Origin of the sequence: Paenibacillus sp. FSL R7-0210 (assembly GCF_038009085.1) — a bacterium.
GTDB classification, from domain to species: Bacteria; Bacillota; Bacilli; order Paenibacillales; family Paenibacillaceae; genus Paenibacillus_AQ; species Paenibacillus_AQ silagei.
The window spans coordinates 2,010,647-2,036,527 of the sequence record NZ_JBBPAR010000001.1; the positions used below are offsets into that span (position 1 = coordinate 2,010,647).

The 25,881-nt window shown below is 53.0% G+C and carries 22 protein-coding genes; 18 read left to right on the forward strand and 4 right to left on the reverse strand.

Going from position 1 to position 25,881, the window contains the following annotated elements; all coding sequences use genetic code 11:
* The first annotated feature begins 68 nt into the window (after window positions 1-68).
* The 3 genes from gnd to MKY64_RS08730 all read left to right on the forward strand — a co-directional run bounded on the left by gnd (window position 69) and on the right by MKY64_RS08730 (window position 2,765).
* Window positions 69-962 carry a phosphogluconate dehydrogenase (NAD(+)-dependent, decarboxylating) gene (gene gnd / locus MKY64_RS08720; RefSeq protein WP_036724835.1) on the forward strand — a complete coding sequence of 298 codons (894 nt, stop codon included), beginning with the start codon at window positions 69-71 and terminating at the stop codon, window positions 960-962.
* Between the two features lie 216 nt (window positions 963-1,178).
* Window positions 1,179-1,373 (forward strand): hypothetical protein, encoded by a 195-nt coding sequence (locus MKY64_RS08725; RefSeq protein WP_036724838.1) that lies wholly within the window; start codon window positions 1,179-1,181, stop codon window positions 1,371-1,373.
* Window positions 1,374-1,472: 99 nt separating this feature from the next.
* Window positions 1,473-2,765 (forward strand): L-cysteine desulfidase family protein, encoded by a 1,293-nt coding sequence (locus tag MKY64_RS08730; RefSeq protein WP_340952242.1) that lies wholly within the window; start codon window positions 1,473-1,475, stop codon window positions 2,763-2,765.
* Window positions 2,766-2,796: 31 nt separating this feature from the next.
* Here MKY64_RS08730 and MKY64_RS08735 read toward each other — a convergent pair whose 3' ends face one another.
* A complete protein-coding gene (locus MKY64_RS08735; RefSeq protein WP_340952245.1) occupies window positions 2,797-3,852 on the reverse strand; it encodes an ankyrin repeat domain-containing protein in 1,056 nt (351 codons plus the stop codon).
* 38 nt (window positions 3,853-3,890) lie between these two features.
* Entirely contained in the window at window positions 3,891-4,646 is a 756-nt protein-coding gene (locus MKY64_RS08740) for a DeoR/GlpR family DNA-binding transcription regulator (RefSeq protein WP_340952247.1), read from the reverse strand.
* Window positions 4,647-4,910: 264 nt separating this feature from the next.
* On the opposite strand from MKY64_RS08740, the gene MKY64_RS08745 reads away from it, so the two are divergent.
* The 6 genes from MKY64_RS08745 (at window position 4,911) to MKY64_RS08770 (ending at window position 12,190) form a co-directional block, all read left to right on the forward strand.
* Window positions 4,911-6,062, forward strand: coding sequence for an iron-containing alcohol dehydrogenase (locus MKY64_RS08745; protein ID WP_340952248.1), 1,152 nt, complete (start codon window positions 4,911-4,913; stop codon window positions 6,060-6,062).
* A gap of 29 nt (window positions 6,063-6,091) precedes the next feature.
* Window positions 6,092-7,567 carry a rhamnulokinase gene (gene rhaB / locus MKY64_RS08750; RefSeq protein ID WP_340952250.1) on the forward strand — a complete coding sequence of 492 codons (1,476 nt, stop codon included), beginning with the start codon at window positions 6,092-6,094 and terminating at the stop codon, window positions 7,565-7,567.
* A gap of 11 nt (window positions 7,568-7,578) precedes the next feature.
* Window positions 7,579-8,835, forward strand: a complete 1,257-nt coding sequence (gene rhaA, locus MKY64_RS08755; RefSeq protein ID WP_340952252.1) for an L-rhamnose isomerase — start codon at window positions 7,579-7,581, stop codon at window positions 8,833-8,835.
* An 87-nt stretch (window positions 8,836-8,922) separates the two neighbouring features.
* Window positions 8,923-9,768: a rhamnulose-1-phosphate aldolase gene (gene rhaD / locus MKY64_RS08760; RefSeq protein WP_339248978.1), complete on the forward strand. Its 846-nt coding sequence runs from the start codon at window positions 8,923-8,925 to the stop codon at window positions 9,766-9,768.
* Window positions 9,769-9,889: 121 nt separating this feature from the next.
* A complete protein-coding gene (locus MKY64_RS08765) occupies window positions 9,890-10,984 on the forward strand; it encodes an NADH:flavin oxidoreductase (RefSeq protein ID WP_340952254.1) in 1,095 nt (364 codons plus the stop codon).
* A 225-nt stretch (window positions 10,985-11,209) separates the two neighbouring features.
* Entirely contained in the window at window positions 11,210-12,190 is a 981-nt protein-coding gene (locus tag MKY64_RS08770; RefSeq protein ID WP_340952257.1) for a BclA C-terminal domain-containing protein, read from the forward strand.
* A gap of 526 nt (window positions 12,191-12,716) precedes the next feature.
* Here MKY64_RS08770 and MKY64_RS08775 read toward each other — a convergent pair.
* Both MKY64_RS08775 and MKY64_RS08780 read right to left on the reverse strand, forming a co-directional pair.
* On the reverse strand, window positions 12,717-13,193 hold the full coding sequence (locus MKY64_RS08775) for a hypothetical protein (protein ID WP_340952260.1): 477 nt from the start codon (window positions 13,191-13,193) through the stop codon (window positions 12,717-12,719).
* Window positions 13,186-13,971 carry a MerR family transcriptional regulator gene (locus MKY64_RS08780; protein ID WP_340958038.1) on the reverse strand — a complete coding sequence of 262 codons (786 nt, stop codon included), beginning with the start codon at window positions 13,969-13,971 and terminating at the stop codon, window positions 13,186-13,188. Before MKY64_RS08780 ends, MKY64_RS08775 begins: the two co-directional genes overlap by 8 nt.
* A 168-nt stretch (window positions 13,972-14,139) precedes the next feature.
* On the opposite strand from MKY64_RS08780, the gene miaB reads away from it, so the two are divergent.
* The 9 genes from miaB (at window position 14,140) to MKY64_RS08825 (ending at window position 25,826) form a co-directional block, all read left to right on the forward strand.
* The gene (gene miaB, locus MKY64_RS08785) at window positions 14,140-15,690 is read left to right on the forward strand and encodes a tRNA (N6-isopentenyl adenosine(37)-C2)-methylthiotransferase MiaB (protein WP_339310055.1); all 1,551 of its coding nucleotides are present in this window, start codon (window positions 14,140-14,142) and stop codon (window positions 15,688-15,690) included.
* Window positions 15,691-15,714: 24 nt separating this feature from the next.
* Window positions 15,715-16,167: a RicAFT regulatory complex protein RicA family protein gene (locus tag MKY64_RS08790; protein ID WP_076086829.1), complete on the forward strand. Its 453-nt coding sequence runs from the start codon at window positions 15,715-15,717 to the stop codon at window positions 16,165-16,167.
* Window positions 16,168-16,306: 139 nt separating this feature from the next.
* Window positions 16,307-17,077, forward strand: a complete 771-nt coding sequence (locus MKY64_RS08795; protein ID WP_036699096.1) for an NUDIX domain-containing protein — start codon at window positions 16,307-16,309, stop codon at window positions 17,075-17,077.
* Window positions 17,078-17,125: 48 nt separating this feature from the next.
* Window positions 17,126-17,677, forward strand: a complete 552-nt coding sequence (locus MKY64_RS08800) for a cysteine hydrolase family protein (protein WP_209878497.1) — start codon at window positions 17,126-17,128, stop codon at window positions 17,675-17,677.
* A 56-nt stretch (window positions 17,678-17,733) separates the two neighbouring features.
* Window positions 17,734-19,185 (forward strand): nicotinate phosphoribosyltransferase, encoded by a 1,452-nt coding sequence (locus MKY64_RS08805; protein ID WP_036724857.1) that lies wholly within the window; start codon window positions 17,734-17,736, stop codon window positions 19,183-19,185.
* Between the two features lie 381 nt (window positions 19,186-19,566).
* Window positions 19,567-20,799, forward strand: coding sequence for a glycosyl hydrolase family 8 (locus tag MKY64_RS08810; protein ID WP_235191857.1), 1,233 nt, complete (start codon window positions 19,567-19,569; stop codon window positions 20,797-20,799).
* Window positions 20,800-21,435: 636 nt separating this feature from the next.
* A complete protein-coding gene (locus MKY64_RS08815) occupies window positions 21,436-21,942 on the forward strand; it encodes a hypothetical protein (protein ID WP_339310051.1) in 507 nt (168 codons plus the stop codon).
* Between the two features lie 540 nt (window positions 21,943-22,482).
* Window positions 22,483-23,493 (forward strand): 2-oxoacid:acceptor oxidoreductase family protein, encoded by a 1,011-nt coding sequence (locus MKY64_RS08820; protein ID WP_209878490.1) that lies wholly within the window; start codon window positions 22,483-22,485, stop codon window positions 23,491-23,493.
* A 26-nt stretch (window positions 23,494-23,519) separates the two neighbouring features.
* Window positions 23,520-25,826, forward strand: coding sequence for a thiamine pyrophosphate-dependent enzyme (locus MKY64_RS08825; RefSeq protein ID WP_209878488.1), 2,307 nt, complete (start codon window positions 23,520-23,522; stop codon window positions 25,824-25,826).
* Window positions 25,827-25,881: the final 55 nt, after the last annotated feature.

Below are 25,881 nucleotides of genomic sequence, written 5' to 3' on the forward strand. Positions count from 1 at the left end.
GCGGCGGCGGTAACAGCAAGCGGACAGAGTTAGCTTATATATGACTACACAATTCGGAGGGATTCGTAATGAAAGTCGGTTTAATCGGACTTGGCAAAATGGGCTTCAATCTGGGCCAGAACCTGCTGGAGCATGCCCATGAAGTGGTAGCGTATGATGTGAATCCTGCTGCGGTGCAGGAACTGGCCGAACGCGGTGCGTCCGGGGCAGCAAGCCTGGAGGAGCTTACGGGCCAGCTTGATTCTCCGCGCGTTCTCTGGATCATGGTCCCCCATACTTTTGTGGATTCAGTAATTGCTGAACTGACGCCGCTATTATCCAAGGGAGATATCATTATTGAAGCCGGGAACTCTCATTATAAAGAGTCGATCCGCCGTCATGAGGAGCTGGGTGCCCACGGAATTCACTTCCTGGATGCAGGAACCTCCGGCGGAATGGAAGGCGCGCGCAATGGGGCCTGCTATATGGTTGGAGGCGATGAGGAAGCGTGGGCGGTGGTCGAGCCGCTGTTCCGTGACACTGCGGTAGAGAACGGATACCTGTACGCCGGCAAATCCGGAAGCGGACATTTCCTCAAGATGGTGCATAACGGCATTGAATACGGGATGATGGCTGCGATCGGTGAGGGCTTCGAGGTGCTGGAGAAAAGCGGATATGACTTCGACTTCGAGCAGGTGGCCCGCGTCTGGAACAACGGCTCGGTCGTACGCTCCTGGCTCATGGAGCTGATCGAGCGCGCCTTCTCCAAGGATGCCAAGCTGGAAGACATCAAGGGCGTCATGCATTCCTCCGGGGAGGGACGCTGGACACTGGAGACCGCCTTCGATCTCCAGGCAGCGACTCCGGTCATAGCCATGGCTCTGCTCATGCGCTACCGGTCGCTGGAGACCGACACCTTCACCGGCAAGGTCGTCGCCGCCTTGCGTAACGAATTCGGCGGCCATGCGGTGGAGTCGAAGTAAGCAGCGGCAATTAGGCTGAAGCGGTGATATCAGGGGGCTGTCCCAAAGCCATGAAATGGCTGTTTGGGCAGCCTCTACTATTTCGGCTTTGGGCGGAGCAGTGCTTTTCCCGCCAATGGAGAAGTACTGCTCTTTGTTGTGCCTGCACAGAGAATCAGACAACCCGCCCGAAGCATATAAGTACAGAAACATGAAAATGGACGGGGGAGATGGCAGGTGTCCCGCAATCAGGAATTCAGAGTCTATCTGGTCACGAAGAGAGATATTTTACGGTTTGTCGTGGTTGAAATCATTATCGGCAGTATGACGTATAAGCTGGCTTTGAACCTTTGTCATAATGCGATTCTGGCGGGGGCGGGCGGCTGGGCCTGTACGGAAGGGCTGAAGCGGCTGGTGAAGCTGGGCGGGTGATGGGTAATAACGGGGATTCCCCGGATTGTCTATCTGATGTACTATATATAGAAACAGATTAGACATAGATAGACAGACAGAGGGAATGGTGATGCACAGATGGTTAACCTACTGGAAGTATTACACAAAGAAATTATGCCGGCAGAAGGCTGCACTGAACCGATTGCGGTAGCTTATGCCGTCTCGTTGGCGGCTGAGCTGGTTGAGGAAGAGATTACAGGAATCGAGCTGTTCCTCAGCGGCAATATCATCAAGAATGCGATGGGTGTGGGGATTCCTGGTACAGGCCAGACGGGCTTGCCGATAGCGGCTGCCCTGGGTGCGGTGGTGCGCCGCTCGGAGCGGAAGCTGGAGATTCTGTCCGGGCTGACCCCGGCGGAGCTGGCAAGTGCAGAGGGACTGCTGGAGCGTAAGCTGCTGGAGGTTGAGCTGAAGGATACGCCGGAGAAGCTATATATAGAAGCGAGAGTACACAGCAAGAACCATACCGCCACAGCGATCCTGGTAAAAGAGCACACGAATGTGCAGTATCTGGCGAAGGATGGCCAGCGGCTTGAGCCGAAAATGGACAAGGCCGACTGCGGAGACCCGCTTAGTCTGGACCCCGAGGTATACTCGGTCTCACTCGAAGATATCTATGCCTTCGTTCAGAATACACCATTCGGGGATCTTCGCTTCCTGCTGGAGGGAGCGGTTATGAATAAGGCGATCTCGGAGGAAGGGCTGCGCGGGGAGTATGGTCTCCAGGTGGGCCGGAAAATGAGTCAGCAATCCGCCCTCAATCTGTTCGGCGCGGATGTGGCGAACCGGATCATTGCCGCAACGGCAGCCGCATCCGATGCACGGATGGACGGCAGTGCCATGCCGGTAATGACGACGGCGGGCAGCGGCAATCAGGGGATTGCCTGTACCATGCCGGTCATTGCCCTGGCCGAGCTGCTCGGCAAGGATGAGGAGACCCTGGCAAGAGCGATGGCGCTCAGCAATCTGATTACCATCCATGTGAAGCATTACATTGGCCGTCTGTCCCCGCTCTGCGGCTCAGGCATTGCCGGTGGAGTGGGGGCGGGCAGCGGCATTGTCTATCTGATGGGCGGGACGCTGGCGCAGATCAAGCACTCCATCCAGAATACGATTGCCTCTACTTCCGGCATGATCTGCGATGGTGCCAAGCCAACCTGTGCGCTCAAAATCTCAACGGCCACCAACGCGGCCATCCAGTCTGCTACTCTCGCCATGAACAATATCTCCGCGAGTCCGAGTGATGGTGTCATTTTCGAGAAGGTGGAGGATACGATCAAGAATATGGAGACCCTGGTCCAGGAAGGGCTTGCCGCCACAGACCAGGCGATTCTGAATATTATGCTCTCCAAGGGAGCCGCTTCTTCATAGGGAGCAGGACAAGTGCTGGATGTCTCAGCATTTAGCGTTTGTAATCCGGCTGCGGCAACGAAACGGGCTGTGGATTGGCAAGTACCCAATTCACGGCCAATTCGCATAATCTGGCCGGCTCATCATTGCCGTTGCCATGGCGCAGGTAACCGGCTAATTCCGCCGCTTCCTTGAGGTGCGCAGGGTCCAGAGGTGTGCCCGAGGCGAAGTGCCGGAGCAGCGCATTCAGCATTTTACGGAAATCGGCATCCCAGTTGCCTCCGCCGTTATTCATGATTTCATGTGAGATCCGGCCGGTGATGCGAATGACCTCTCCCTGCACGGTGAGCGCATGTCCTGACGCCGGGATTAGTAATTCCCACAGCTCCTGGTGCTGATCCTGCCATCTTGTGCTGTTTACCCCGATCTTGGAAACGCCGTCATGCATCACCCGCGCTGCTACAGGCTCCACATCGAATAGCTTGTACAGGGATTCGAGTGCATCTGCGGTTTCACTCAAGCGCTCTTTATTGAAATTGGATCTGGCGAATTCAAATGCTTTGCCGATCTTACTCACGGATTCCTTCATCTCCGGTGTGATCTCCGCTCCGGCATCAAGCAGGATCTGCGAGATTTCCAGCATGCTATCGATATCGCTATTCCGGCATTGTAATAAAGCTTTGGACAGCGGGGTGTTCCCCGACTTATTTACCGCATGGACATTTGCGCCATGGGCCACCAGATCCCGTACCGCCTGAGTCCGGTAATAGTTAACCGCAGCGTGCAGCGGGGTCTGGTTCTGATAATCCAGGGCTTCCAGCTCTGCACCAAGCTCCAGGAATAATGGAATATTGCCGGACCAGGTTCCAGCCTGGGAATACAGCGGGGTACGCTGGTATTTGTCCCTCGCATTAATATCGGCACCCTGCTCCACCAGCCAGCGGACCAGCTCATCCGGAATCTGCCGCATGCTGAGCGCGGGTTCTTTGTAATATCCCAAGGTTGCATCCCAATCACATTTTTCAAAAACAGCCTTTAGTGCATCGACATCCCCTGATTTAACCAGCTCGCCGAAGTCGGCGGGTAAGGTTTTTCTCTTTTTGCCCATTTGCCCATTTCTCCTCCCTAAAATGATTTCCCATGAACTTAGTACAGCACTTCCACATTCTTCTCGGACAACAGCTTCAGCCACGCCTCCGAAGGCTTGCGGTCGGTAATCAGCACATCGATCCGGCTTAGCTCTGCGAGCCTCGCGAAGGCCGTCTGGTCGAACTTGGTATGGTCCGCGAGCAGCACAACCTTATGTGCCTGGCGCAGCATATATTTCTTCAGCTCACATTCCGGTTCATTGGAATCGGTGACCCCGCGGTCCATATCGAGGGCCTTGCAGCTGATTACGGCGGTGTCCACATTGTAGCGCTGAATGGTCTCATGGGCTACGGGGCCGACAAGCGACAGGGAACGGTGGCGGAGTGAGCCGCCTGTAGAAATAATGCTGTGGCTCGAACTTGCGAACTCATGGAGAATGTTGATCGAATTGGTGATGATCATCAGATTACTTTTATTACCCAGCAGCTTCAGGAATTCAAACGAAGTCGAGCTGGGGTCGACCATCAGCGTATCCCCGTCATTAATCAGATCCAGCGCCTGGATCGCTATTGCGCGTTTGATATCCGTATTGAGTGCTCCCCGGGTCAGAAAAGGCAGGTCCTCATTGGTATGCCTGTTCAGCATGGCTCCGCCGTAGGTCCGGCTTACAATGCCATCCTTCTCCAGCTTCTCCAGATCTCTGCGGATCGTCTCCTCTGTCACCTCGAACATCCGGCTCAGATCGGACACCAGCACACGCTTGTCCTGATGGACAAGGTCGATTATTTTTTTGCGTCTTTCGGCAGCGAGCATACGTATCACCTTTCCAGAGTTGATAGTCTTAATATAGCCTGTTATTTCTGTGTTGTACAACACAATTCACCTGATTTGCTCTGAAACCCACAATAATGATTGCTTATTTCCCGTAAAACAAACAATAAACAAATAAAAACAACTTATTTAGTGTTTAAAGTGTTGACAACACAGATTAACGGCGATACGATGAGAAGGTCAACAGGGAGATGTGCGCTTACAGTGTTCATTAACTATTTACGTGCCCGGGAGGCTGGTTAAGCAATGAGTACTCATGTCTATTATGTGCCGTCGATTAACATGATGGGGAAGGGCTGTCTGAAGGACATCGCCCCGTACATTCAAGAGCTGAAGCTGAACAAGGCGCTTGTGGTCACAGACAAGTTCCTGATGAAGAGCGGAATCGCCGGAAGGCTGCTGGCTGTGCTGGAGGAGGCGGGGATTCAGTATGTGGTATATGATGAAGTGAAGCCGAACCCTACCTGCAAAAATGTTCATGACGGCGTAGATTTCCTGAAGCAGCACGAATGTGACTATCTGATCTCCATCGGCGGCGGCTCGCCGCAGGATACGGCTAAGGCCATCGGCATTGTTGCCACCAACGGGGGGCATATTGCCGATTATGAAGGCGTTCACAAATCCAAGAATAAATCTCTGCCGATTGTCGCGGTGAACACGACGGCCGGGACTTCAAGTGAAGTGACGATCAACTACGTGATTACAGATGAAGAGCGCAAGATCAAGATGGTCATGGTAGACAAGAACAGTATCGCCACCATCTCGGTGAATGATCCGGAGCTGATGGTCGATAAGCCTGCTGCGCTGACGGCGGCTACGGGCATGGATGCACTGACGCATGCGATTGAAGCGCTGGTCACTCCAGGCGCATATCCGGTAACCGATGCTACGGCACTGGCTGCGGTGGAGCTGATCTTCGGCAATCTGGCGCGGACGGTAACGAACGGACAGGATATTGAAGCGCGTGAGCAGATGGTCTATGCGATCTTCCTCGGCGGCCTTGCCTTCAATAATGCAGGCTTAGGCTATGTGCATGCCATGGCCCATCAGCTTGGCGGGGTGTATGATCTGCCGCACGGCGTGTGCAATGCAATGCTGCTGCCTTACGTGGAAGAAGAGAATGCCAAGCATGTGCCGGAGAAGTTCAGAGCAATTGCCAGAGCGGCCGGTATGCAGACTGAAGGACGCAGCGACAAGGAATGTGCGGATTACGTCATTGAGGCGATCAAGGCCTTGTCCAAAGAGGTTGGCATTCCTGCCAAGCTGTCCGAGCTGGGTGTAGCGGAAGTAGATCTCGATCTGCTGGCTGAGAACGCCATGAAGGATGCCTGCGCGCCCGGTAATCCTTTTATTCCTACCAAAGATGAAGTAATCGCGTTATTCCGCAAAATTCTGTAAATCACCTCCCATAGAATAGGAGATTCCCTATGACCTATCATATCGCCGTCGATATCGGCGCCTCCAGCGGACGGCTGGTGCTCGGACAGCTCGTGGACGGGAGCCTCCAACTGGAGGAGATTCACCGTTTCAGCAATGGCTTCACGGAGCAGGAAGGCTCCTGCTTCTGGGATATGGATTATTTATTGAATGAAATTATTAACGGTCTGCAGCAGGCGAAGCTAAGAGGCATTCACGAATGCACCCTCGGCATTGATACCTGGGCGGTAGATTATGTGCTGCTGGATGCCGAAGGCAAGCAGATAAGCCGGGTCTATGCCTACCGTGACCACCGGACCGACGGGGTGATGGAAGAAGTCGGGCGGCTCCTTCCGCCCGAGAAGGTCTACGCCAAAACGGGCATTCAGCAGCTTCCCTTCAATACGCTGTATCAGCTATATGCGCATGACCGGGAAGAACTGAAGGCGGCCGATCAGATTCTGCTGGTGCCGGATTATCTCTACTACCGGCTCGGCGGACGTAAGATGAACGAGGTTACCAATGCATCCACGACGCAGCTATTGGATCTTGCGGCCCGTGATTTCGATGCCGAGCTGCTGGAATTCCTGGGTCTGCGGCGTGAACAGTTCGCTCCGTTAACCGAGCCTGGGGAGGATCTCGGCTTCATTACGCAGGAGCTGCGCGCGGAGTATGATCTGCCGGAATGCCGCCTGATCTGCGTGGCTACGCATGACACAGCATCTGCGGTACTCGGTGTGCCTGCTCAGAAGGACCGTGCGTCAGCCTATCTTAGCAGCGGAACCTGGTCTCTGCTGGGAGTAGAGCTGGATCACCCGATCAATAACAGCAGAGCGATGGCCGCTAATTATACCAACGAGTGGGGCGCTTACGGGACTTACCGGTTCCTGAAGAATATTATGGGCCTCTGGCTGATTCAGGAAGTGCGCAGACTTGACGGCGGAAGATTTAGCTTCGCGGAACTAGCAGAGCAGGCCGGTGAATGCCCAGGCTTCCGCAGCCTGATTCCCTGCAATCATCCGCGGTTTTTGAACCCGGACGATATGATTCAGGAGATCCGACAGGCCTGCCTGGAGAGCGGCCAGCCTGTGCCGCAGACTACGGGCGAGCTGGCCCGCTGTATCTTTGACAGTCTGGCGTTATCCTACCGCAGTCATCTGGCTGAGCTGGAAGAACTCACCGGGGAGCTAACTCAAGTGCTGCAGATTGTCGGCGGCGGCGCTAACAATGGGCTGCTATGCCAGTTGACGGCAGATGTTACCGGCAGGGAGGTGCTGGCCGGACCGACCGAATCCACAGCCCTGGGTAATCTGGCTGTGCAGATGATTGAGGCGGGGCGCATGGCAGATATCCATGAAGCCCGGCAGATCATCTCACAGTCCTTCGCGATTCAGTCTTATCTTCCACAGCCGGTTCCTCAGCTGGCGGAGCTGCTGGTCCGCTGGGAGCAGCTTCATCCGGGAGCGGATGTTCACAATACGTATTAGGAGGCAACAGCATGGATCAGAGCATCATTAACAGCTACAACGAAGCCAAAAAATTATATGCAGCCCATGGAATTCAAACGGATGAGGTACTGGAGAAGCTGGCGCAGATCAAAGTATCGCTGCACTGCTGGCAGGGCGATGATGTACGGGGCTTTTTGTTCAAGGATAAAGAGCTGAGCGGCGGCATTGCCGTGACCGGCAGCTACCCCGGACGGGCCGGTACACCGGATGAGCTGCGTCAGGATCTGGAGAAGGCCCTCTCGCTGATTCCCGGCAAGCATAAGGTCAATCTGCATGCGATCTATGCCGATACGAAGGAGCAGGTGGATCTGGATGAGCTGGCGCCGCGCCATTTCGCCAACTGGGTGGAATGGGCCAAGGAGCAGGGCTTAGGCCTTGATTTCAATCCGACTTGCTTCTCGCATCCGAAGGCGGCTGACGGCTTCACCCTCAGCCATGCGGACGAAGAGATCCGCAGCTTCTGGATTAAGCATTGCAAGGCTTCCCGCAGCATTGCCGAGCACTTCGGCCGCGAGCTGGGCCAGCCGTGTGTGACGAATTTCTGGGTGCCTGACGGCTACAAGGATACTCCGGTAGACCGGCTGGCACCGCGCATGCGACTGAAGGAATCGCTGGACGAAATCTTCAGCGAGGAGATGGATCCGCAGTACACTATCGATGCCGTGGAGAGCAAGCTGTTCGGTATCGGCTCGGAGAGCTACGTTGTCGGTTCGCATGAGTTCTACATGGGCTACGGCCTGACACGCGGTAAGGCCATCTGCCTGGATGCCGGGCATTTCCATCCGACGGAAGTGATCTCGAACAAGCTCAGCTCTATCCTGATGTTCAGCGAGCAGCTGCTGCTGCATGTCAGCAGACCGGTCCGCTGGGATAGCGATCATGTGGTCACGATGGACGATGAGCTGCTGGAGATTGCCCGCGAGCTGGTTCGCGGGGATCTGCTGCCGCGTACGCATATCGGCCTCGACTTCTTCGACGGCAGTATCAATCACCTGGCGGCTTGGGTAATCGGCACGCGCAATACGATCAAGGCGCTGCTGCGCGCTATGCTGGAGCCGGTAGAGGAGCTTCGTGCCATTGAGCGGGCCGGAGATTATACCTCACGGCTGGCCCTGGTGGAAGAATTCAAGTCCTACCCGTTCGGTGCTGTCTGGGATTACTACTGCGCTTCGCAGGGGACCCCGGTCCGCGAGGGGTGGCTGGCTGAAGTGAAGCGCTATGAACAGGATGTATTGGCTTTAAGATAAGATCAGGCTGCTGAAATCACAATGACTGCTGAAATAATAAATAACAAGTACCCGCACGCTTAGGGTGCATATAGAAGGAGAGAGCATATGAGTACTTCCGTAATTGAATCCAAAGGGTATATATCCGGCGTCACCGCGCCTTTTATCGAGGAAATGTCCGAAATTACCCATCACATGTGGTCGCTGGGCTGGGATGAGCTGAACGGGGGCAACGTCAGTTACCTCCTGGATGAAGAAGAGGTAGCCAAGTATATCAATATCCGCGAGCCGCTGCGCACGATCAGCCTTACCTTCCCTGTAGCCGAGCTGGCGGGCAAATACTTCATCGTTACCGGATCAGGCAAGTATTTCCGTAATGTGATCAAGGACCCGGAGGCCAATCTGGGTGTGCTGCGTGTCAGCAGCAGCGGCGAGAGTGTGGAGGTGTTATGGGGATTGCGTAATGGCGCTGTTCCGACCAGTGAGCTGGCTTCCCACTTCATGAGCCATATCGAACGGCTGAAGGTAGATCCGGCGCACCGGATTGTGCTGCATACCCATGCAACAAATGTAATTGCCATGACCTTCACCCATGATCTGGATGAGCTGAAATTCACCAAGACGCTGTGGGAGATGTGCACAGAATGTCTGGTGGTCTTCCCGGATGGCGTCAGCGTCATTCCCTGGATGGTGCCGGGGAGCAGCGAGATCGGCCGGGCCACCGCTGACCGGATGAAGGAATACCGCGTGGTCATCTGGCCGCAGCATGGGATATTTGTTACTGGTGCGACGATGGATGCCACCTTCGGACTGGTTGAAACGATTGAAAAGGCTGCGATTGTCTATAACCTGATCGGCGGAAGAGAGATTCGGCAGAAGATCACCGATCAGCAGCTGGCAGATCTGGCTGCAGCCTTCCGGGTGACTCCAAAAGCCGGAGTGCTGGACTTATAAGACTTTTCAAATCTCTTGAACTGGCAGTCATTTGCATTTGCCGCCGGGAACCGTCATACTATGCTTACTTAAAGTAATCATCAAGTAAGTAATCATCGTATGAAATGGAGGCTAGTGAATTATGAATGCTGCTGCATTGTTTGAACCTTTTGAATACGGAGGCTTGTCCCTCAGTAACCGTGTGGTGATGGCGCCGATGACCCGGGTGCATTCTCCTGAGGGCGTACCTGGCCCTGAAGTGGCGGCGTATTACCGCCGCCGCGCGGAAGGCGGGGTGGGTCTGATCATTACCGAAGGCACGGCCATTGATCATCCGGCGGCAGTCAGCCATCAGGATATCCCGAACTTCCATGGCGAAGCCTCCCTTGCGGGATGGGCGCAGGTCGTGCATGAGGTGCATGCTGCCGGAGGCAAGATTATGCCTCAGCTCTGGCATGTCGGCATGGCCCGCAAGATCGGTGAGGGGCCTAATGCTTCGGCGCTGCCGATCGGTCCGTCCGGGCTGAATCTGGCCGGAGAGCAAGTCACAGAGCCGATGACTAAGAGCGAGATTCAGGCCATCGTCAGTGCTTTTGCCAAGGCAGCGAAGGCGGCCAAAGCCATTGGCTTCGACGGCATTGAGCTGCACGGTGCCCACGGCTATCTGATCGACCAGTTCTTCTGGGAGAAGACCAACCGCCGGACCGATGAATACGGCGGCGATCTGGAAGCGCGCACCACCTTCGCGGTGGAAGTGATCGATGCCTGCCGCCGTGCGGTAGGACCGGATTTCCCGATCGTACTCCGCTTCTCGCAGTGGAAGAGCGGGGCCTATGACGCTAAGCTGGCGGAGACGCCGGAGGATCTGGCCCGTTTCCTGACCCCGCTCAGCAATGCCGGGGTAGATATCTTCCATTGCTCCACCCGGCGGTTCTGGGAGCCTGAATTTGCAGGCTCTGAGCTGAATCTGGCGGGCTGGACGAAGAAAATTACGGGCAAACCAGCGATTACAGTGGGCTCTGTCGGCCTGGACAGCGCATTCACCAGTGCGGTTATGGAGAAGAATGAGGATAACAACCTTGAGCGGCTGCTGCTCCGGCTGGATAAGGGAGAGTTCGATCTGGTGGCGGTAGGCAGAGCCTTGATCAGCGATCCGGCTTGGCCTGCCAAGGTACAGGCAGGCAAGATTAACGAGATTATTCCGTTCACCTCGGAGTCTACCAAGACATTGTATTAATCAATAGAGCTTGATCTGTAACACCCTGTGCCAAGCCATTAGGTTAGACTTCAAGTCTATCAGCTCATGGCTGCCTGCATGGGGTGTTTTTTTGCGGGTGAATCTTTGAAGATGTACTGATTGTTACTGTTTCTTATAATAATGTCAATATGCCAACACTCTTCTGTTTTCTCTCGAATACTGCTATTAATATAGCTGGATTTAGCTTGAGAGGGGAGCTGGAAAATGGCCATTTTATCTACAGGACCGATTGAGAATAATATTGCAAGCAATACGGGGACCCGCCCGACTCAAAGGGTAACACTCAAAATAGACGGCCGTAATATAACCGGATTCTTCGATATTCTTATTTTGGGTTATACCCTGAACGGCATACGCACCTTATATGTGCAGGAGGAGATCAGTGTGGCCCCCTCCCAAGTGGTTACCAAAATTTACTATGCGGACCTGGATGCTTTTGAATTCGTGTTCAACACGACAGGAACAGCAGTCTCCGAGGCGCAGGTATCCCTATGGGGCCAAAATGCCAGCGGGCAGCTGGTGACAGCACACCGTCTGGTCTCGCAGGAGTTGCTGGGAGAAGAGGCAACAGGAGTCACCGGAGCCACAGGAGTAACGGGAGCCACAGGAGTAACGGGAGCCACAGGTGTGACGGGTGCAACGGGTGTGACGGGAGTAACGGGTGCGACGGGTGCGATGGGTGTGACGGGTGTGACGGGGGTAACGGGGGTAACGGGTGCCACTGGAGTAACGGGTGCAACAGGTGTGACTGGTGTAACGGGAGTCACAGGCGTACTGGCGTCATCTTATGCTTATATTTTCAATACGGCGGCTCAGACCGTGGCTACCGAAGCGGATGTTACTTTTGACAGCAATGAGAGTCTTGTCGGCTTCTCGCATACCCCTAATACAGCTCAGATTAATGTTGAGAACGCAGGAGATTATGCGGTAATCTTCATTATCACCGCAGTGGAACCGAATCAGTTCACTTTGTATCTGAACGGTGCACCTGTAGGTGGCAGCGTCTATGGTTCAGGAGCGGGAACACAGCCTAACCCCGGGATGGTTATTATCTCTGTAGTCCCCGGCGATGTAATCACTTTAAGGAACCATTCCAGTGCCGCTGCAATCAATTTACAGACCTTAGCCGGAGGAACGCAGATCAACTCCAACGCATCGATTTTGATCTATAGGCTTGGGGGTTAAAACGTCCGGAGGCAAGCTGGTTGTAATAAATAAGTCCGGGACCTTACATAGGCCGGGCTTTTTTGTCGTATAGGAACTTATATTATCCGTCTGTTGTGGATAAGAGGCATAGCGTGGGAAGAAGTACTCTTTGAATGATCCGGAGGCCGCATGAGTATATGAGGAGCTCAAAATGTATGCGGAAAACAGCATACATTTGCTGGCGCGCAGGCTGGTGGCCCGAATGTATGCGGAAAACAGCATACATTTGCTGGCGTGTAGGCTGATGGTCCGAATGTATGTGAAAAACAGCATACATTTGCTAGCGCGCAGCACATTTCTCGCTGAAACGGTACCGTCCTTTAAAAGGACGGCAAAGCGTTTCCACTTGCGCTGGAGATACTCCTGAGTTGCGTGCCTCATACTGAAGCTCTAAGCAATGAAGTTATTTTAAATCTGATGCTATACAAGAAGCAATAGTCGGACTACTGACTTGCCCTCTCTTCCTGCCGCCGCGCGGTAGGACCGGATTTCCCGATCGTACTCCTTATCCCGGCCCCAGGAGGAACTTCTTCTCGCATACAGACATTGCGCTATCCCCTCGGGATTTGTGGGTCGCCACTACCTCCCCGTCATACAGGATTGTGCAGCTTATCCAAGTGGCATCGGCATCCTTTTCAGCTTGTACCCTAGTAGAGGTTAACGGTATGAACGTGTCTTTGGGGACAGCGAATTCCTCTCTGTAAGGGAGTTGGATAGAATCGAAATACACACTCTGCGGATGGTCACGGGCATTGACTTCCACCTCCAGATTAAGTGCTGCATCACTATCACTTTCAATTAGCACCTCTACGAGTATAGCGTCCGCTTCCGGTTCAACCGTTGCTATTGACTCCTCAGCTTTCTTTTCAGGTATTGGATCTGTAGCTGTTCCACAGGCTGACAATAGGATCACTACTCCTGCCAGTACAGCCAGCATCCAAAGATTCTTAAGAATGCCCAGTGATTGTAGCCCTCTATTCATGCCGGTTCTCCTCTCTATGCCCAAGATAATATCCGATCATCTCATCTATAAAAGACATCATTGCGCTATCCATGCCCATCACGACAGGAGTCGCACCATCAGCGGGCCGGATCATTTCCCAATATCTATCCAGCAGCGTCTCATTACCTTCAAAAAGGTCCAGCGCCATGTTATATAAACGGCCAGCCAGCATTTGAGCTTCTGAAGAATAGGGGGACGAGGCCATCAACGATACGGCTTGCTCTAAAAGGCGTACAAGCTCCTCCGCTTTGTTGCTGCCGCCGCCCAGGATAGGGAGACGCTTAAGCAGCTCAACCTCCTCAACAGTTAGTGACGGCTCCTCCCTGAATTCGGCTGGAATGATTCCATCGCTTAGAGGACGGTCATTCATAGCCGCAAGGACCTGCATTAAATCTTGCAGATGCTCTGTACCTTTGAGCCGGACGGTATGAAGAGTAGACCTGAGATAATACTGCTTGCGGCTTAACTCTTCTTTTTTTTGTTCGATCAGCTCGATCTGCTCATGCAATGATGCTATCCAATGGTCATGTTCATCCGCAGGGCTCTGATTCTGTAACAGCTCTTTTATTTGCTCTAAGGTGTAGCCGATCGATTTCAATAACAGAATTTTTTGAAGCCGGATTACAGCTTGGTTATCGTAGAAGCGGTAACCGTTCTCAGAGACCCTTGTGGGCTGCAGCAGTGCAATATGCTCATAGTGGTATAAGGTTCTTTTGCTGATATTCGCTGTCTTCGCTAAATCGCCAATACGGATCATAGTCACGACTCCCTCCTTATCATCACTATAAACGATAACGTATACGTTACAGTAAAGCCCCTAGCTCCTGAAATGTTCAGAATGGATTATCTTGGGAGCGGTATGATATAATTTTACATTAGAAAGCACGGAAAATATGGGGACATCAGCAGAGGATGTGACTTTAGCATGGCGAAGGGGAGCAAGGATTACGGGCAGTATTTCGATTTCACGGATGCCAAGATCGTCAGCGAGACTGAAGGCAAGACCACTTACCGGATCAAAGGCAGGAACGTGCAGATCAATAGCCAGCCCGATTACAAGGAAGGCAAGCGGCGGGGCAAGGAAGAGATTGAAGTGCTGTATCATTTCGACATTCCGCCGGAGATGGCGGATTTCGGTGCAGGCAAGAGCTATCATATTACCACCTACGGCTGCCAGATGAATGAGCATGACACGGAGACGATGAAGGGGATGCTGGAGCAGCTCGGCTACCGGGCGGCTGAAGACCGCAGCGAAGCTGATATTATACTACTTAATACATGTGCGATCCGCGAGAATGCGGAGGATAAGGTATTCGGAGAGCTGGGCCATCTCAAAACACTGAAGCTGGAGAAGCCCGGCCTGCTCCTGGGGATCTGCGGCTGTATGTCCCAGGAGGAGGGCGTGGTCAACCGGATCATGAGCCGATACGGCTTCGTGGATCTGATTTTTGGCACACATAATATCCACCGCCTGCCGGAGCTGATTAAGGAAGCGGTGTTCAGCCGCGAGCTGGTCATTGAGGTCTGGTCCAAGGAAGGCGATATCATAGAGAATCTGCCGAAGAAACGGGAGGGTCTGCGCGCCTGGGTGAATATTATGTACGGCTGCGACAAGTTCTGTACGTATTGTATTGTGCCGTTCACCCGGGGGAAGGAGCGGAGCAGACGTCCCGAGGATGTCATTGCCGAGGTGCGGGAGCTGGCCCGCCAGGGCTTCAAGGAAGTAACGCTGCTGGGGCAGAACGTGAACGCCTACGGCAAGGATTTTACGGACATTGATTATACCTTCGGCGACCTGATGGACGACATGCGGGGGATTAATATTCCGCGTATCCGGTTCATGACCTCGCATCCGCGTGATTTTGACGATAAACTGATTCACGTGCTGGGCAAAGGCGGCAATCTGGTGGAGCATATCCATCTGCCGGTGCAGTCGGGAAGTACAGCCGTGCTGAAGCGGATGAGCCGCAAATATACCCGTGAAGCCTATCTGGAGCTGGTCCGTAAGATTAAGGCAGGCGTGCCGGATGCGGTGCTGACTACGGATATTATCGTCGGCTTCCCCGGTGAGACGGAGGAGCAGTTCGAGGAGACACTGTCCCTGGTGCGCGAAGTAGGGTATGATATGGCGTATACCTTCATTTATTCTCCGCGCGAAGGGACTCCGGCAGCCGGGATGGACGATAATGTTCCGCCAGAGGTTAAGAGCGCGCGTCTCCAGCGTCTGAATGATCTGATCAAGGAGCAGAGCCGTCTGGGGAATGAGCGGATGCTGGGCCGGCGGGTGGAGGTATTGGTGGAAGGTGCGAGCAAGAATAATGCCCGGATGCTGGCCGGACGTACCCGTGACAGTAAGCTGGTGCATTTCGAAGGCCCGTCCTCCCTGATCGGCACGCTGGTGCAGGTGAGCATCACCGGCGCGAAGACTTGGTACATCCAGGGGGACTATCAGGCGGAAGCCGCAGCGGTCCTCTAATTATAGAGAAATGAGGCGAGAAGAATGAGCCAGGAAGAAGCACGACTGAATGAATATGGCATGCAGACCCACAATACCCGCGATTTAATTGTCCGGGAGGATATTATGGGCAAGGCGAAGGACTTGGCTGCACTCATCTCCACCAGTGAGGAGGTCCGTCATTTCCAGCAGGCCGAGCAGAAGATTCTGAATCACGAGCGTGTGCAGGGACTTATTGCTACAATTAAGAAGAAGCAGAAGGAGATCGTGGCGTTCGAGAGCTTCAAGAACCAGGCGATGGTCGCGAAGATTGAACGTGAGATTGAAGAGCTGCAGGATGAAATCGACAGCATCCCGGTTGTGAACGAGTTCCAGCAGAGCCAGAGCGATATCAATTATCTGCTGCAGATGGTGATTTCAGTGATTAGGGATACCGTCTCGGATAAAATCAATGTGGAAGCAGGCACCGAGGCGCCGCCCTCCACTTGCGGAGATTAATGCAGAATCACCCGGGGGCGGATGTGAATCCGTCCCTTTTACATATCTGCGGCCTGCTCCGGTTGATTTTGGGCGGACAGGTTTGGTACATTAAAAGATACGAACAACAAACAATAGCTGCGGCAAAGGATGATCTATAGTGACTGAGAACGCGGAACAAACCTATAACGCCAAGAAGTACCGCACTCCGGATGGCGTTCCGGCGGATATTGTCATGTTTACACTGACCAAGCGCGAGCGGAAGACCGTCACGAAGACGCTGCCGCTGCGCGAGCTGAAGGTGATGCTGGTCCGGCGCAAAAAATGGCCGTGTGCGGGCATGTGGGCCCTGCCGGGCGGCTTTTGCCAGGAGGATGAATCGATCTATGATGCTGCTACGCGCGAGCTGAAGGAAGAAACGGGTGTGGACGGCGGACATCTGGAGTATCTCGGCGTCTACAGCCAGCCGGGCCGTGATCCGCGCGGCTGGATTATCAGCCATGCTTTCTTTGCTCTGGTGGAGGAGTGGATGCTGGAGCAGCGGCAGGCCTCGGATGATGCAGGCGAGGTTGGCCTGTTCACACTGCAGGAAGCGCTGGAGGAGCTGGAGCTGGCTTTTGACCACCATGATATTATTACCGATGCCTACCTGCGGATTCAGCAGCAGATGCTGCAGACGACGATTGCCCGGCAGTTCCTGCCGCGTCATTTCACGCTGAGCGAGCTGTACCAGGTGATCCAGACGGTGGTGCCGGAATTCAAAGAACCGAATTTTATCCGCAAAATTACGTCAACACGCAGCCGTCAGGGTATATTAAAAGAAGTGAGCGATGAAGCGGGAAATCCGCTCAGCTCCAATCAATACTCCCAGCGCCCGGCACAGCTCTATATGTTCACGGACCATGAGCCGTTATTATCCATTTATACGTAAGCTGCCGGGAAGTGCAGGCCCATTAACCTTTTAGGAGGCTATCCTACCATGAGAGCACTGATTGTAATTGATTTCACGAATGATTTCGTTGACGGGAACCTGCCTGTCGGCCAGCCCGGCATCGATATTGCGCCCAGAGTCAGTGAATTGACCGAGCAATTCGTGCGCAGCGGGGACTATGTGGTGATGGCTGTAGATCTGCATGAAGCAGATGACCCGTACCACCCGGAGACCAAGCTGTTTCCGCCGCATAATCTGCGGGGAAGCGAGGGCCGTGAGCTGTACGGCAGCCTGAAGGCTGTCTACGAGGCGAACCGCGAAGCCATCTACTGGATGGACAAAACGCGTTACAGCGCCTTCTGCGGCACGGATCTTGCGCTGAAGCTGCGTGAACGGGGCATTACCGAGGTACATCTGATCGGGGTATGTACGGATATCTGTGTGCTGCATACGGCAGTGGATGCCTACAACCACGGCTTCGGGATTACGGTGCATGAGGATGCCGTCGCCAGCTTCAATCCTGACGGTCATGTATGGGCGCTTGGACACTTCCGCGGCAGTCTTGGGGCGAACGTTGTCACGGGCGCTATAGAGAAGTAGCACATCAGCAGAGACAGAACCCAAATACAACAGTGGAATGACTAGGAGATGAGGACTTGAGGAGAGAACTTGCTCTACATACAGACAAATACCAGATTAATATGATGTATGCCCATTGGATGAATGGTACACACAAGCGCCGGGCGGTGTTCGAAGCCTATTTCCGCAAGCTGCCGTTCGGCAACGGCTTCGCTGTATTTGCCGGGCTGGAGCGGATCGCCCAGTATATCGCCGAGCTGCGGTTCACGGAAGAGGATATCCGCTACCTGTCGGAGCAGGAGGAGAACTATGCGCCGGCCTTCCTGGAGGAGCTGCTGCAGTTCCATTTCCAAGGCAGTCTCCACTCCATGAAGGAAGGGGCCCTGGTGTTCCAGGATGAACCGCTGATCCGGGTCGAAGGCACGATTATGGAGGCGCAGCTTGTCGAGACTGCGATCCTGAACTTCATGAACTATCAGACGCTGATTGCTACCAAGGCGTCACGGATCAAGCAGGTGGCCCCGAATGATACGCTGCTGGAGTTCGGAACGCGCCGCGCGCAGGAAGCGGATGCCGCAGTCTGGGGCGCTCGCGCCGCTTATGTCGGCGGCTTCCATGCGACTTCTAACATGCTGGCCGGCAAAAAGTTCGGTATCCCTACGAAGGGCACCCATGCCCATTCTTGGGTGCAGAGCTTCCCGAGCGAGCAGGAGGCGTTCGACGCTTACGCGCGGGTAATGCCGGACGGCGTGACGCTGTTGGTGGATACATTCGATACCCTGCGCAGCGGTGTGCCGAATGCGATCAACACGGCGAAGAAGCTGGAAGCGCAGGGCAAACGGATGAATGGCATCCGGCTGGACAGCGGTGACCTTGCTTATCTGTCCCGCAAGGCACGCGAGATGCTGGATGAAGCCGGGCTGCAGTATGTGAAGATTGTGGCCTCCAATGATCTGGATGAGAACACCATCATGAACCTGAAGTCGCAGGGGGCGGCGATCGACACCTGGGGGGTCGGAACCCAACTGATTACCGCTTCGGATCAGCCTTCACTGGGCGGTGTCTATAAGCTGGTAGAGATCGAAGCGCCAAGCGGCGAGATGATCCCCACGATCAAGATCTCTTCGAATCCCGAGAAGGTATCCACTCCCGGCAAAAAGGAAGTCTACCGCATTATCGGCCAGAACGGCAAGGCGCTGGCAGATTATATCAGCTCCGCCGATGAGCCAGCACCCCGCAGTGGAGTACGGCTGAAGCTGTTCAACCCGCTGCATCCTTATATGAAGAAGCATGTGGAACGCTACGACGCGGTGCGGATGCTGGAGCCGATTGTAGTGAATGGGTTCCAGGTCTATACCCTGCCGGAGCTGGCGGAGATCCGCCGTTACCATGAGGAGCAGCTCGACCTCTTCTGGCCGGAGTACTTGCGCAAGCTGAACCCGGAAGTGTTCCGCGTGAATCTCAGCGAACAGCTATGGAACCGCAAGCAGCAGCTGATTGCAGAGCATATGATTACCGATGTGGAGTAACCGGACTGTAGTGCAGGAATAGAGATGTTGACTTAGCCCCTTCAACCGGATGAATTGTCTTTCGGCTGAAGGGGCTGTTGCTGCATCAATGGAGGAAGGCCGCTGGGCAGGCTTCTATTTGCTATCATAACGGGCACTTCTTACGTAGGACCATATGCTTATTGACATAGATTCTCTGGAATAATATATTAAATATGTTCCGATTTACAATTTTGGTAGAAGAAGATTATTTTTTTGGGACAAAAGTTTAAGCGCTTTAACTTTTGTCCGGCAGGCAGCATCCGAAATATCCAGTAAGGAGGTGAACTTTTCCTACAGCTGTCCGTTTGTGAATACAATGGGTTCTCTTAAGTATCCACCCCAACCACAAGGAGTGAATGGATGATGAACAAGCAAGGGAAACGCAAGCTGCACTGGAAAAGTCTGATGCTTCTATGTCTGGCCATATTTATCCTGCCTGCCGGGTCTGCCTTCGCCGCTGTGAACAAACCGTTCCCGCAGCACACCACCTATACAAGCGGAACCATTAAACCGAATAATGTCACTCAGACCGTCATGGATAACGCCGTCAAGACCAAATGGGATGCCTGGAAAGGCGCATATCTTAAGCCTGCCGGAACAGGCAAATATTATGTGAAATATAATTCAGCCGGGGAGACGGTCTCTGAAGCACATGGCTATGGCATGCTGTTCACCGTGCTGATGGCCGGCTACGACAGTAACGCACAGACCTACTACAACGGACTCTACAATTATTACACAGCACATCCAAGCGCCATCAACCCCTATCTGATGTCCTGGAAGCAGAACAGCAGCTTCCAGAATATCGAAGGGGAAGACTCCGCAACCGACGGAGATATGGATATTGCCTTCTCGCTGCTGCTGGCCCACAAGCAATGGGGAAGCAGCGGAACCGTCAACTATCTGCAGGCTGCGACGAATATGATTAACGCCATCATGGATAATGAGATTAATCAGACCCAGTGGACGATCCGTCTCGGGGACTGGGCGAACAGCGGCTCATACAATACGGCTACCCGCCCTTCAGACTTCATGCTCAATCACCTGAAGGCCTTCCAGGCTGCTACAGGGGATGCCCGCTGGCAGAATGTAACGAACAAGACCTACACCTTAATCAACAGCCTCTACACCGGCTATAGCTCAACCACCGGCCTGCTGCCGGACTTCGTGGTCTACTCCAGCAATACCTATAAGCCGGCTGCGGCTAATTTCCTGGAGGATGCCAACGACGGCAACTATAACTATAATTCCTGCCGCACCCCGTGGCGGATCACCACCGATTATCTGCTGACAGGCGATAACCGGGCCTTATCCCAGCTGAATCAGCTGAACAGCTGGATCAAGACCAAAGCAAGCAATACGCCGGGTAACATCAAGGATGGCTATAAGCTGAACGGAACCACCTTCGGCAGCTATAACAGCGGCGCATTCTATGCCCCCTTCGGCGTAAGCGCAATGACCTCCTCCGCCAACCAGAGCTGGCTGAACTCCCTGTGGAGCCATACGGCGAACAGCGCGGCAGAGGATTACTATGAAGACAGCATCAAGCTGTTCTCCATGATTGTCATGTCAGGCAACTGGTGGGCGTACTAAGCGTTACCTAGCAGCTTCCCGGTGTAAACCTGGTGAAGCTGCTTTTTTAATTGATTAGGAAATTATGATTTACGTCCGATATGGATAAGTTGTGCATAAAGTTGGGGGAAGTGTCTTGGAGCATCGGCAGGATGACTATATTCTGGATCAGTAATAGGAATGACTTCGCTGATTTCACCGAATAGCCGGATATGGTCGAAAAACCGACCACATTCGGTGCGGCAGAGGTGTGTGGGCCGGATATGGTCGAAAAACCGACTACATTCGGTGCGGCAGAGGTGTGTGGCCCGGATATGGTCGAAAAAGCGACTACAATGGGGATGCCGCAGGCATTTTGTTCTGGCATTATGGAGAAGATTATCACTCTAGCAGTACTGGTTATAAATGGCTTGTTTCCTTGAGACGTTTATATTATGTCTACATCTGTCAGACTTTGTCCCTACATTGAATATGCAAGAATAGAGGAACATGACATAATGTGATATTTAATTCAACAATATAACAAATAATAACAAAATAATCTTCAGAAAATATATATCATTTGACATCTTATGGACTATATCAAAAATATAGGGACAGATGTATTATTTAAGTTGTAATCGGCCGATTAACAATGGTTGGAAAGGCGGAAGAATTGTGAAGATTAAAAAGTTTCTGTCTGTTCTTCTTATCTCTGCTGTCGTATTGATACCATCGGCTTCCGCATTTGCCGAAGAAAATGTACAATCCATGGAAATTTCTCCAGCATCGGTTGGAATTGGGGATACTGAGTCTACTGCAATAAGTTTAATATTGAATGGAGAAGGTGGGGTCTTAGGGGGAGTTACCTATGATCTTTTTATTCAAAATGGAACAGAACAAGATTGGTTTAAATGGACCAACACTACGCCTAACTATGTACGAGCTAATGCCTTAGTTGGAGGGTTCCCAGGCAATGGGCCCACTAGGGCGGCAGTTATCATAAAAAAGGAGGGCTGGGGTGACACTGGTCCTATTTACCTCGATCAAGCAAATACAGCGGAAAGACAAAATTTTGCTAATATGGTCATTGCCCCAGGAGCTACTGTATACGTAAGAGTTGATTCGCCCAATAACCCGAATATGTCGGCATACCATTTTGTATTTTTTGCACTTCCACTTTAATATGTAGAATGATAAAGGGCATCTCCTTTACAGGGGATGTTCTTTTTCATTTGCTAACTTACGTATTCTTCTACAGTATCAACAACACTAGATTATAAAGTTCATTCCCCCTTCACAAGGTAAAAAATACTACTTGTCTTATCAATTTCTTAAACATGCCAATGATACTGTACTAAGAGTAAATGTTGTTCCAAAAGGGATAAAGATCATTGACGATGCTTCGCATTACACGAAATTCTGTGATATTTTTAACATCTTAATTTTTAATTTTATTGCTAAATTAAGGATGACATCTCATCCACAGTTTGCTTGGGAAAGTGCGGAATTACACAGAATTTTCACATTTTGTCGTTTTCATGGAAGCTTTCTTTCTATTGAAATAACACCGCACTGTCGCATATAAAGAAACCTGCCCGAATCTATAAAGAACTGTGATTTCCTGAGCGTGGAAAATGCAAGATATGTCACTTCGCGGCTTGCAAAATCAAGTTACAATCGTTGAAAAAGTCAAAAGGATGTACTAAGAAAGGGGTTATGTCGGTGGTACAATTGCCAATAGTAAATGAACTGGGATTCTTTGAGATTCGTCTGGAATCCATTGGAGGCCTGGGCGCGAACCTGGCAGGTAAAATGCTGGCGGAAGCAGGAGTGGTCGGCGCAGGGCTGAACGGCGTCAGCTTCTCATCGTACGGTTCGGAGAAGAAGGGGTCTGCGGTTAAGGCTCACATCCGCTTCTGTGATATGGATACCCATATCCGCGATACTTCACCAGTCGAGCGTCCGCATGTTGTCGGCGTATTTCACGAAGCACTTGCCAAGACCGTGAATGTAACCAGCGGAATTCATGAACACAGCACCGTTCTTGTGAACTCGGCCAAGACGCCGGAAGAACTCAGAGAGCTGCTGAAGATGAAGGCCGGCACAATTGCGGTAATCGATGCTACCAGCATCGCACTCAAGGAGAAGAACCGTGTTAACATGGCCATGCTCGGGGCGCTGTTCCGGCTCTGCCCGTTCCTGGATACGGATATCATGAAGGGTGTCATTGAGAAGTCGCTCGGCAAAAAATATCCGCAGGCCGTCCAGTCGGCCATCACGACCTTCGAGCGCGGTTACAATGAAGTGAAATTCATGCAGTTCGAGCTGGCTGCCGGCGACAGCATGCCGGAATATGTCCGTTCCGATATCTCGGCTCTCGGTTATGAGACTCAGCCGATGGGCGGAACGATCACGAATCCGGGCGGCAGCTTCCTGAAGAATCTCAGCATCTCCCGTTCCGGTATGCTTCCGGCATTTGAGATCGAGTCCTGTATCAACTGCGCACAGTGTGACACGGTATGTCCTGACCAATGCTTCGTGTGGGAAGAGCGCCTGGACCGCAAGGGCCGTTCGCAGATGTTCCTGCTCGGTATTGACTACCAGTACTGTAAAGGCTGCCTGAAATGCATCGGTGCCTGCCCGACCTCGGCATTATCCAGCATGAGGGAGAAGGAAGGCTATGCGGACAGCCATGCCGTGAAGCATCAGTTCGATCTGGTAACTCCAGTCTAAAACCCGGAAGAAAGGTGGAATACATTGTGGCTATTGATTATGAAAAAGAACTAGGCTCCGCCAAGGTGGAGCAGAAATTCCTATACGAGTCCGGCAATGAAATGGCGGCCTATGCCGCACATCAGATTAACTATCATGTCATGGGTTATTTCCCGATCTCCCCATCGACTGAGGTGGCTCAGTTCCTCGATACGATGAAAGCCAGCGGCCAACACGATATTATGCTGGTACCGTCCGACGGCGAGCACAGCTCCGCCGGGATCTGCTACGGTGCTTCGACGGCAGGCGGCCGTGTGTTCAACGCAACCAGCGCTCAAGGGTACATGTTCATGCTGGAGCAATTACCTGTACAAGCAGGTACGCGGATGCCGATGGTCATGAATCTGGTCTGCCGTTCGATCTCAGGACCGCTGAATATTCACGGAGACCATTCCGATCTGTATTTCGCCCTGAACACCGGCTGGCCGATCCTGATGTGCCGTGATCCGCAGTCGGTCTATGATATGAACCTGATGGCGCTGAAGCTGGCGGAACACGCCAAAGTCCGGCTGCCGGTGATGGTAGCCTCTGACGGTTACTTCACCTCGCACCAGAAGCGCCGGGTACAGGCTTTTGCCCACCGTGAGGATGTTCACAAGTTCGTTGGCGAACAACCGCCTGCCGGCTTCACCGATACGCTGGACCGTAACAATCCGGTCACTGTGGGACCTTACATGAATGAACCGGATTACATCAACAACCGCTATCAGCAATCCGTTGCGATGTACAATGCGGGTGAAGTCTTTGAAGAAATCGCCCAGGAATTCGCAGAGCTGACCGGACGCCATTATGAGATGATCGAGCAGTACCGGATGGAGGATGCCGATGTTGCTGTCTTCCTGATGAACTCGGCTTCGGAGATCATTAAGGATGTAGTGGATCAGCTCCGTGAGCAGGGAATCAAGGCAGGGGCAATCTCCCCGAACATGATCCGTCCGTTCCCGCAGAAGCAGATTGCTGAAGCGCTGAAGCATGTCAAAGCCATTACTGTAGGTGACCGTGCCGATTCGGTCGGCGGACACGGCGGTAACATGGTGAACGAGATTAAGGCGGCACTGTTCACTTACGGCAACACAACGACTAAGGTGATTAGCCGGATCTACGGTCTGGGCGGTAAAGACTTCTATGCCGAAGACGGACACCACTTCTTCCAGCTGGCTATGGATGCCGTTGTTGCGGACCGTGTAGAGATTCCTTTTGATTACTATGGCCACAATCCGGGGGCGCCGGAGAATGCGCCGAAGCGCCTCTTGAAGCCGATGGACTTCGATAAGCTGAAGACCGGCCTGATCACGGTAACTCAGAACGAAGAGACCGGCAAGCTGAGTGTCAGAGTTCCGCCGGTCCGTTCGCTGATGAAGAAGCCAAGACGTCTGTCTCCAGGACATGGGGCATGTCCGGGCTGCGGGATTTTCTCCGGGCTGGAGCTGTTCTTCAAAGGGATCGAAGGGGATATCGTAGCGCTCTACCACACCGGCTGCGCGATGGTAACGACTACCGGCTATCCGTATTCCTCCCATAAATCGACGTTCATCCACAATCTGTTCCAGAATGGTGCTGCTACACTGTCCGGCGTGGTTGAGATGTTCTGGGAACGCAAACGCCGCGGTGAGCTTGACGGGCTGGGGCTGAAGGAAGACTTCACGTTCGTTATGGTTACCGGCGACGGCGGGATGGACATCGGGATGGGACCTGCGATCGGTGCAGCGCTGCGCGGCCACAAGATGATCATCGTGGAATATGATAACGAAGGATATATGAATACAGGGGCGCAGCAGTCCTATTCGACACCGCTTGGACACCGGACTTCCACCTCAAGCATCGGCAAAACCCAGCAGGGCAAGGTGACCCAGCACAAGGATACAGCGCAGATTATGGCAGCTACCAACATTCCTTATGTCTTCACCGGCTGTGAAGCTTATCCGCAGGATATGCTGAAGAAGGCGGCGAAGGCCCAGTGGTATGCGCAGAATGAAGGTCTGGTCTACGGCAAGATTCTTATTGCCTGTCCGCTGAACTGGATGAGCGACGACAAGGACGGCACAGATATCGTTTCCCTGGCTGTCGAATCCTGCTTCTTCCCGCTCTATGAAGTAGAGCAGGGAATTACGAGTATCACCTACAACCCGGAAGACAAGGACAAACGGATAGAAGTATCTGCCTGGCTGAAGACGATGGGCAAGACCCGCCATCTGCTGAAGCCGGAGAATGAACCGGCCCTGCGCAGCTTCGAGGGTGAAGTTCAGCGCCGCTGGAGCCGCCTCAAGGCGAAGCATGAGCATCCAGACTTGTAAGGTGTAAGGTCTATTGGAGTCTTAGCATTTGTAAGCAAGCAATAGCTAAAGTTTG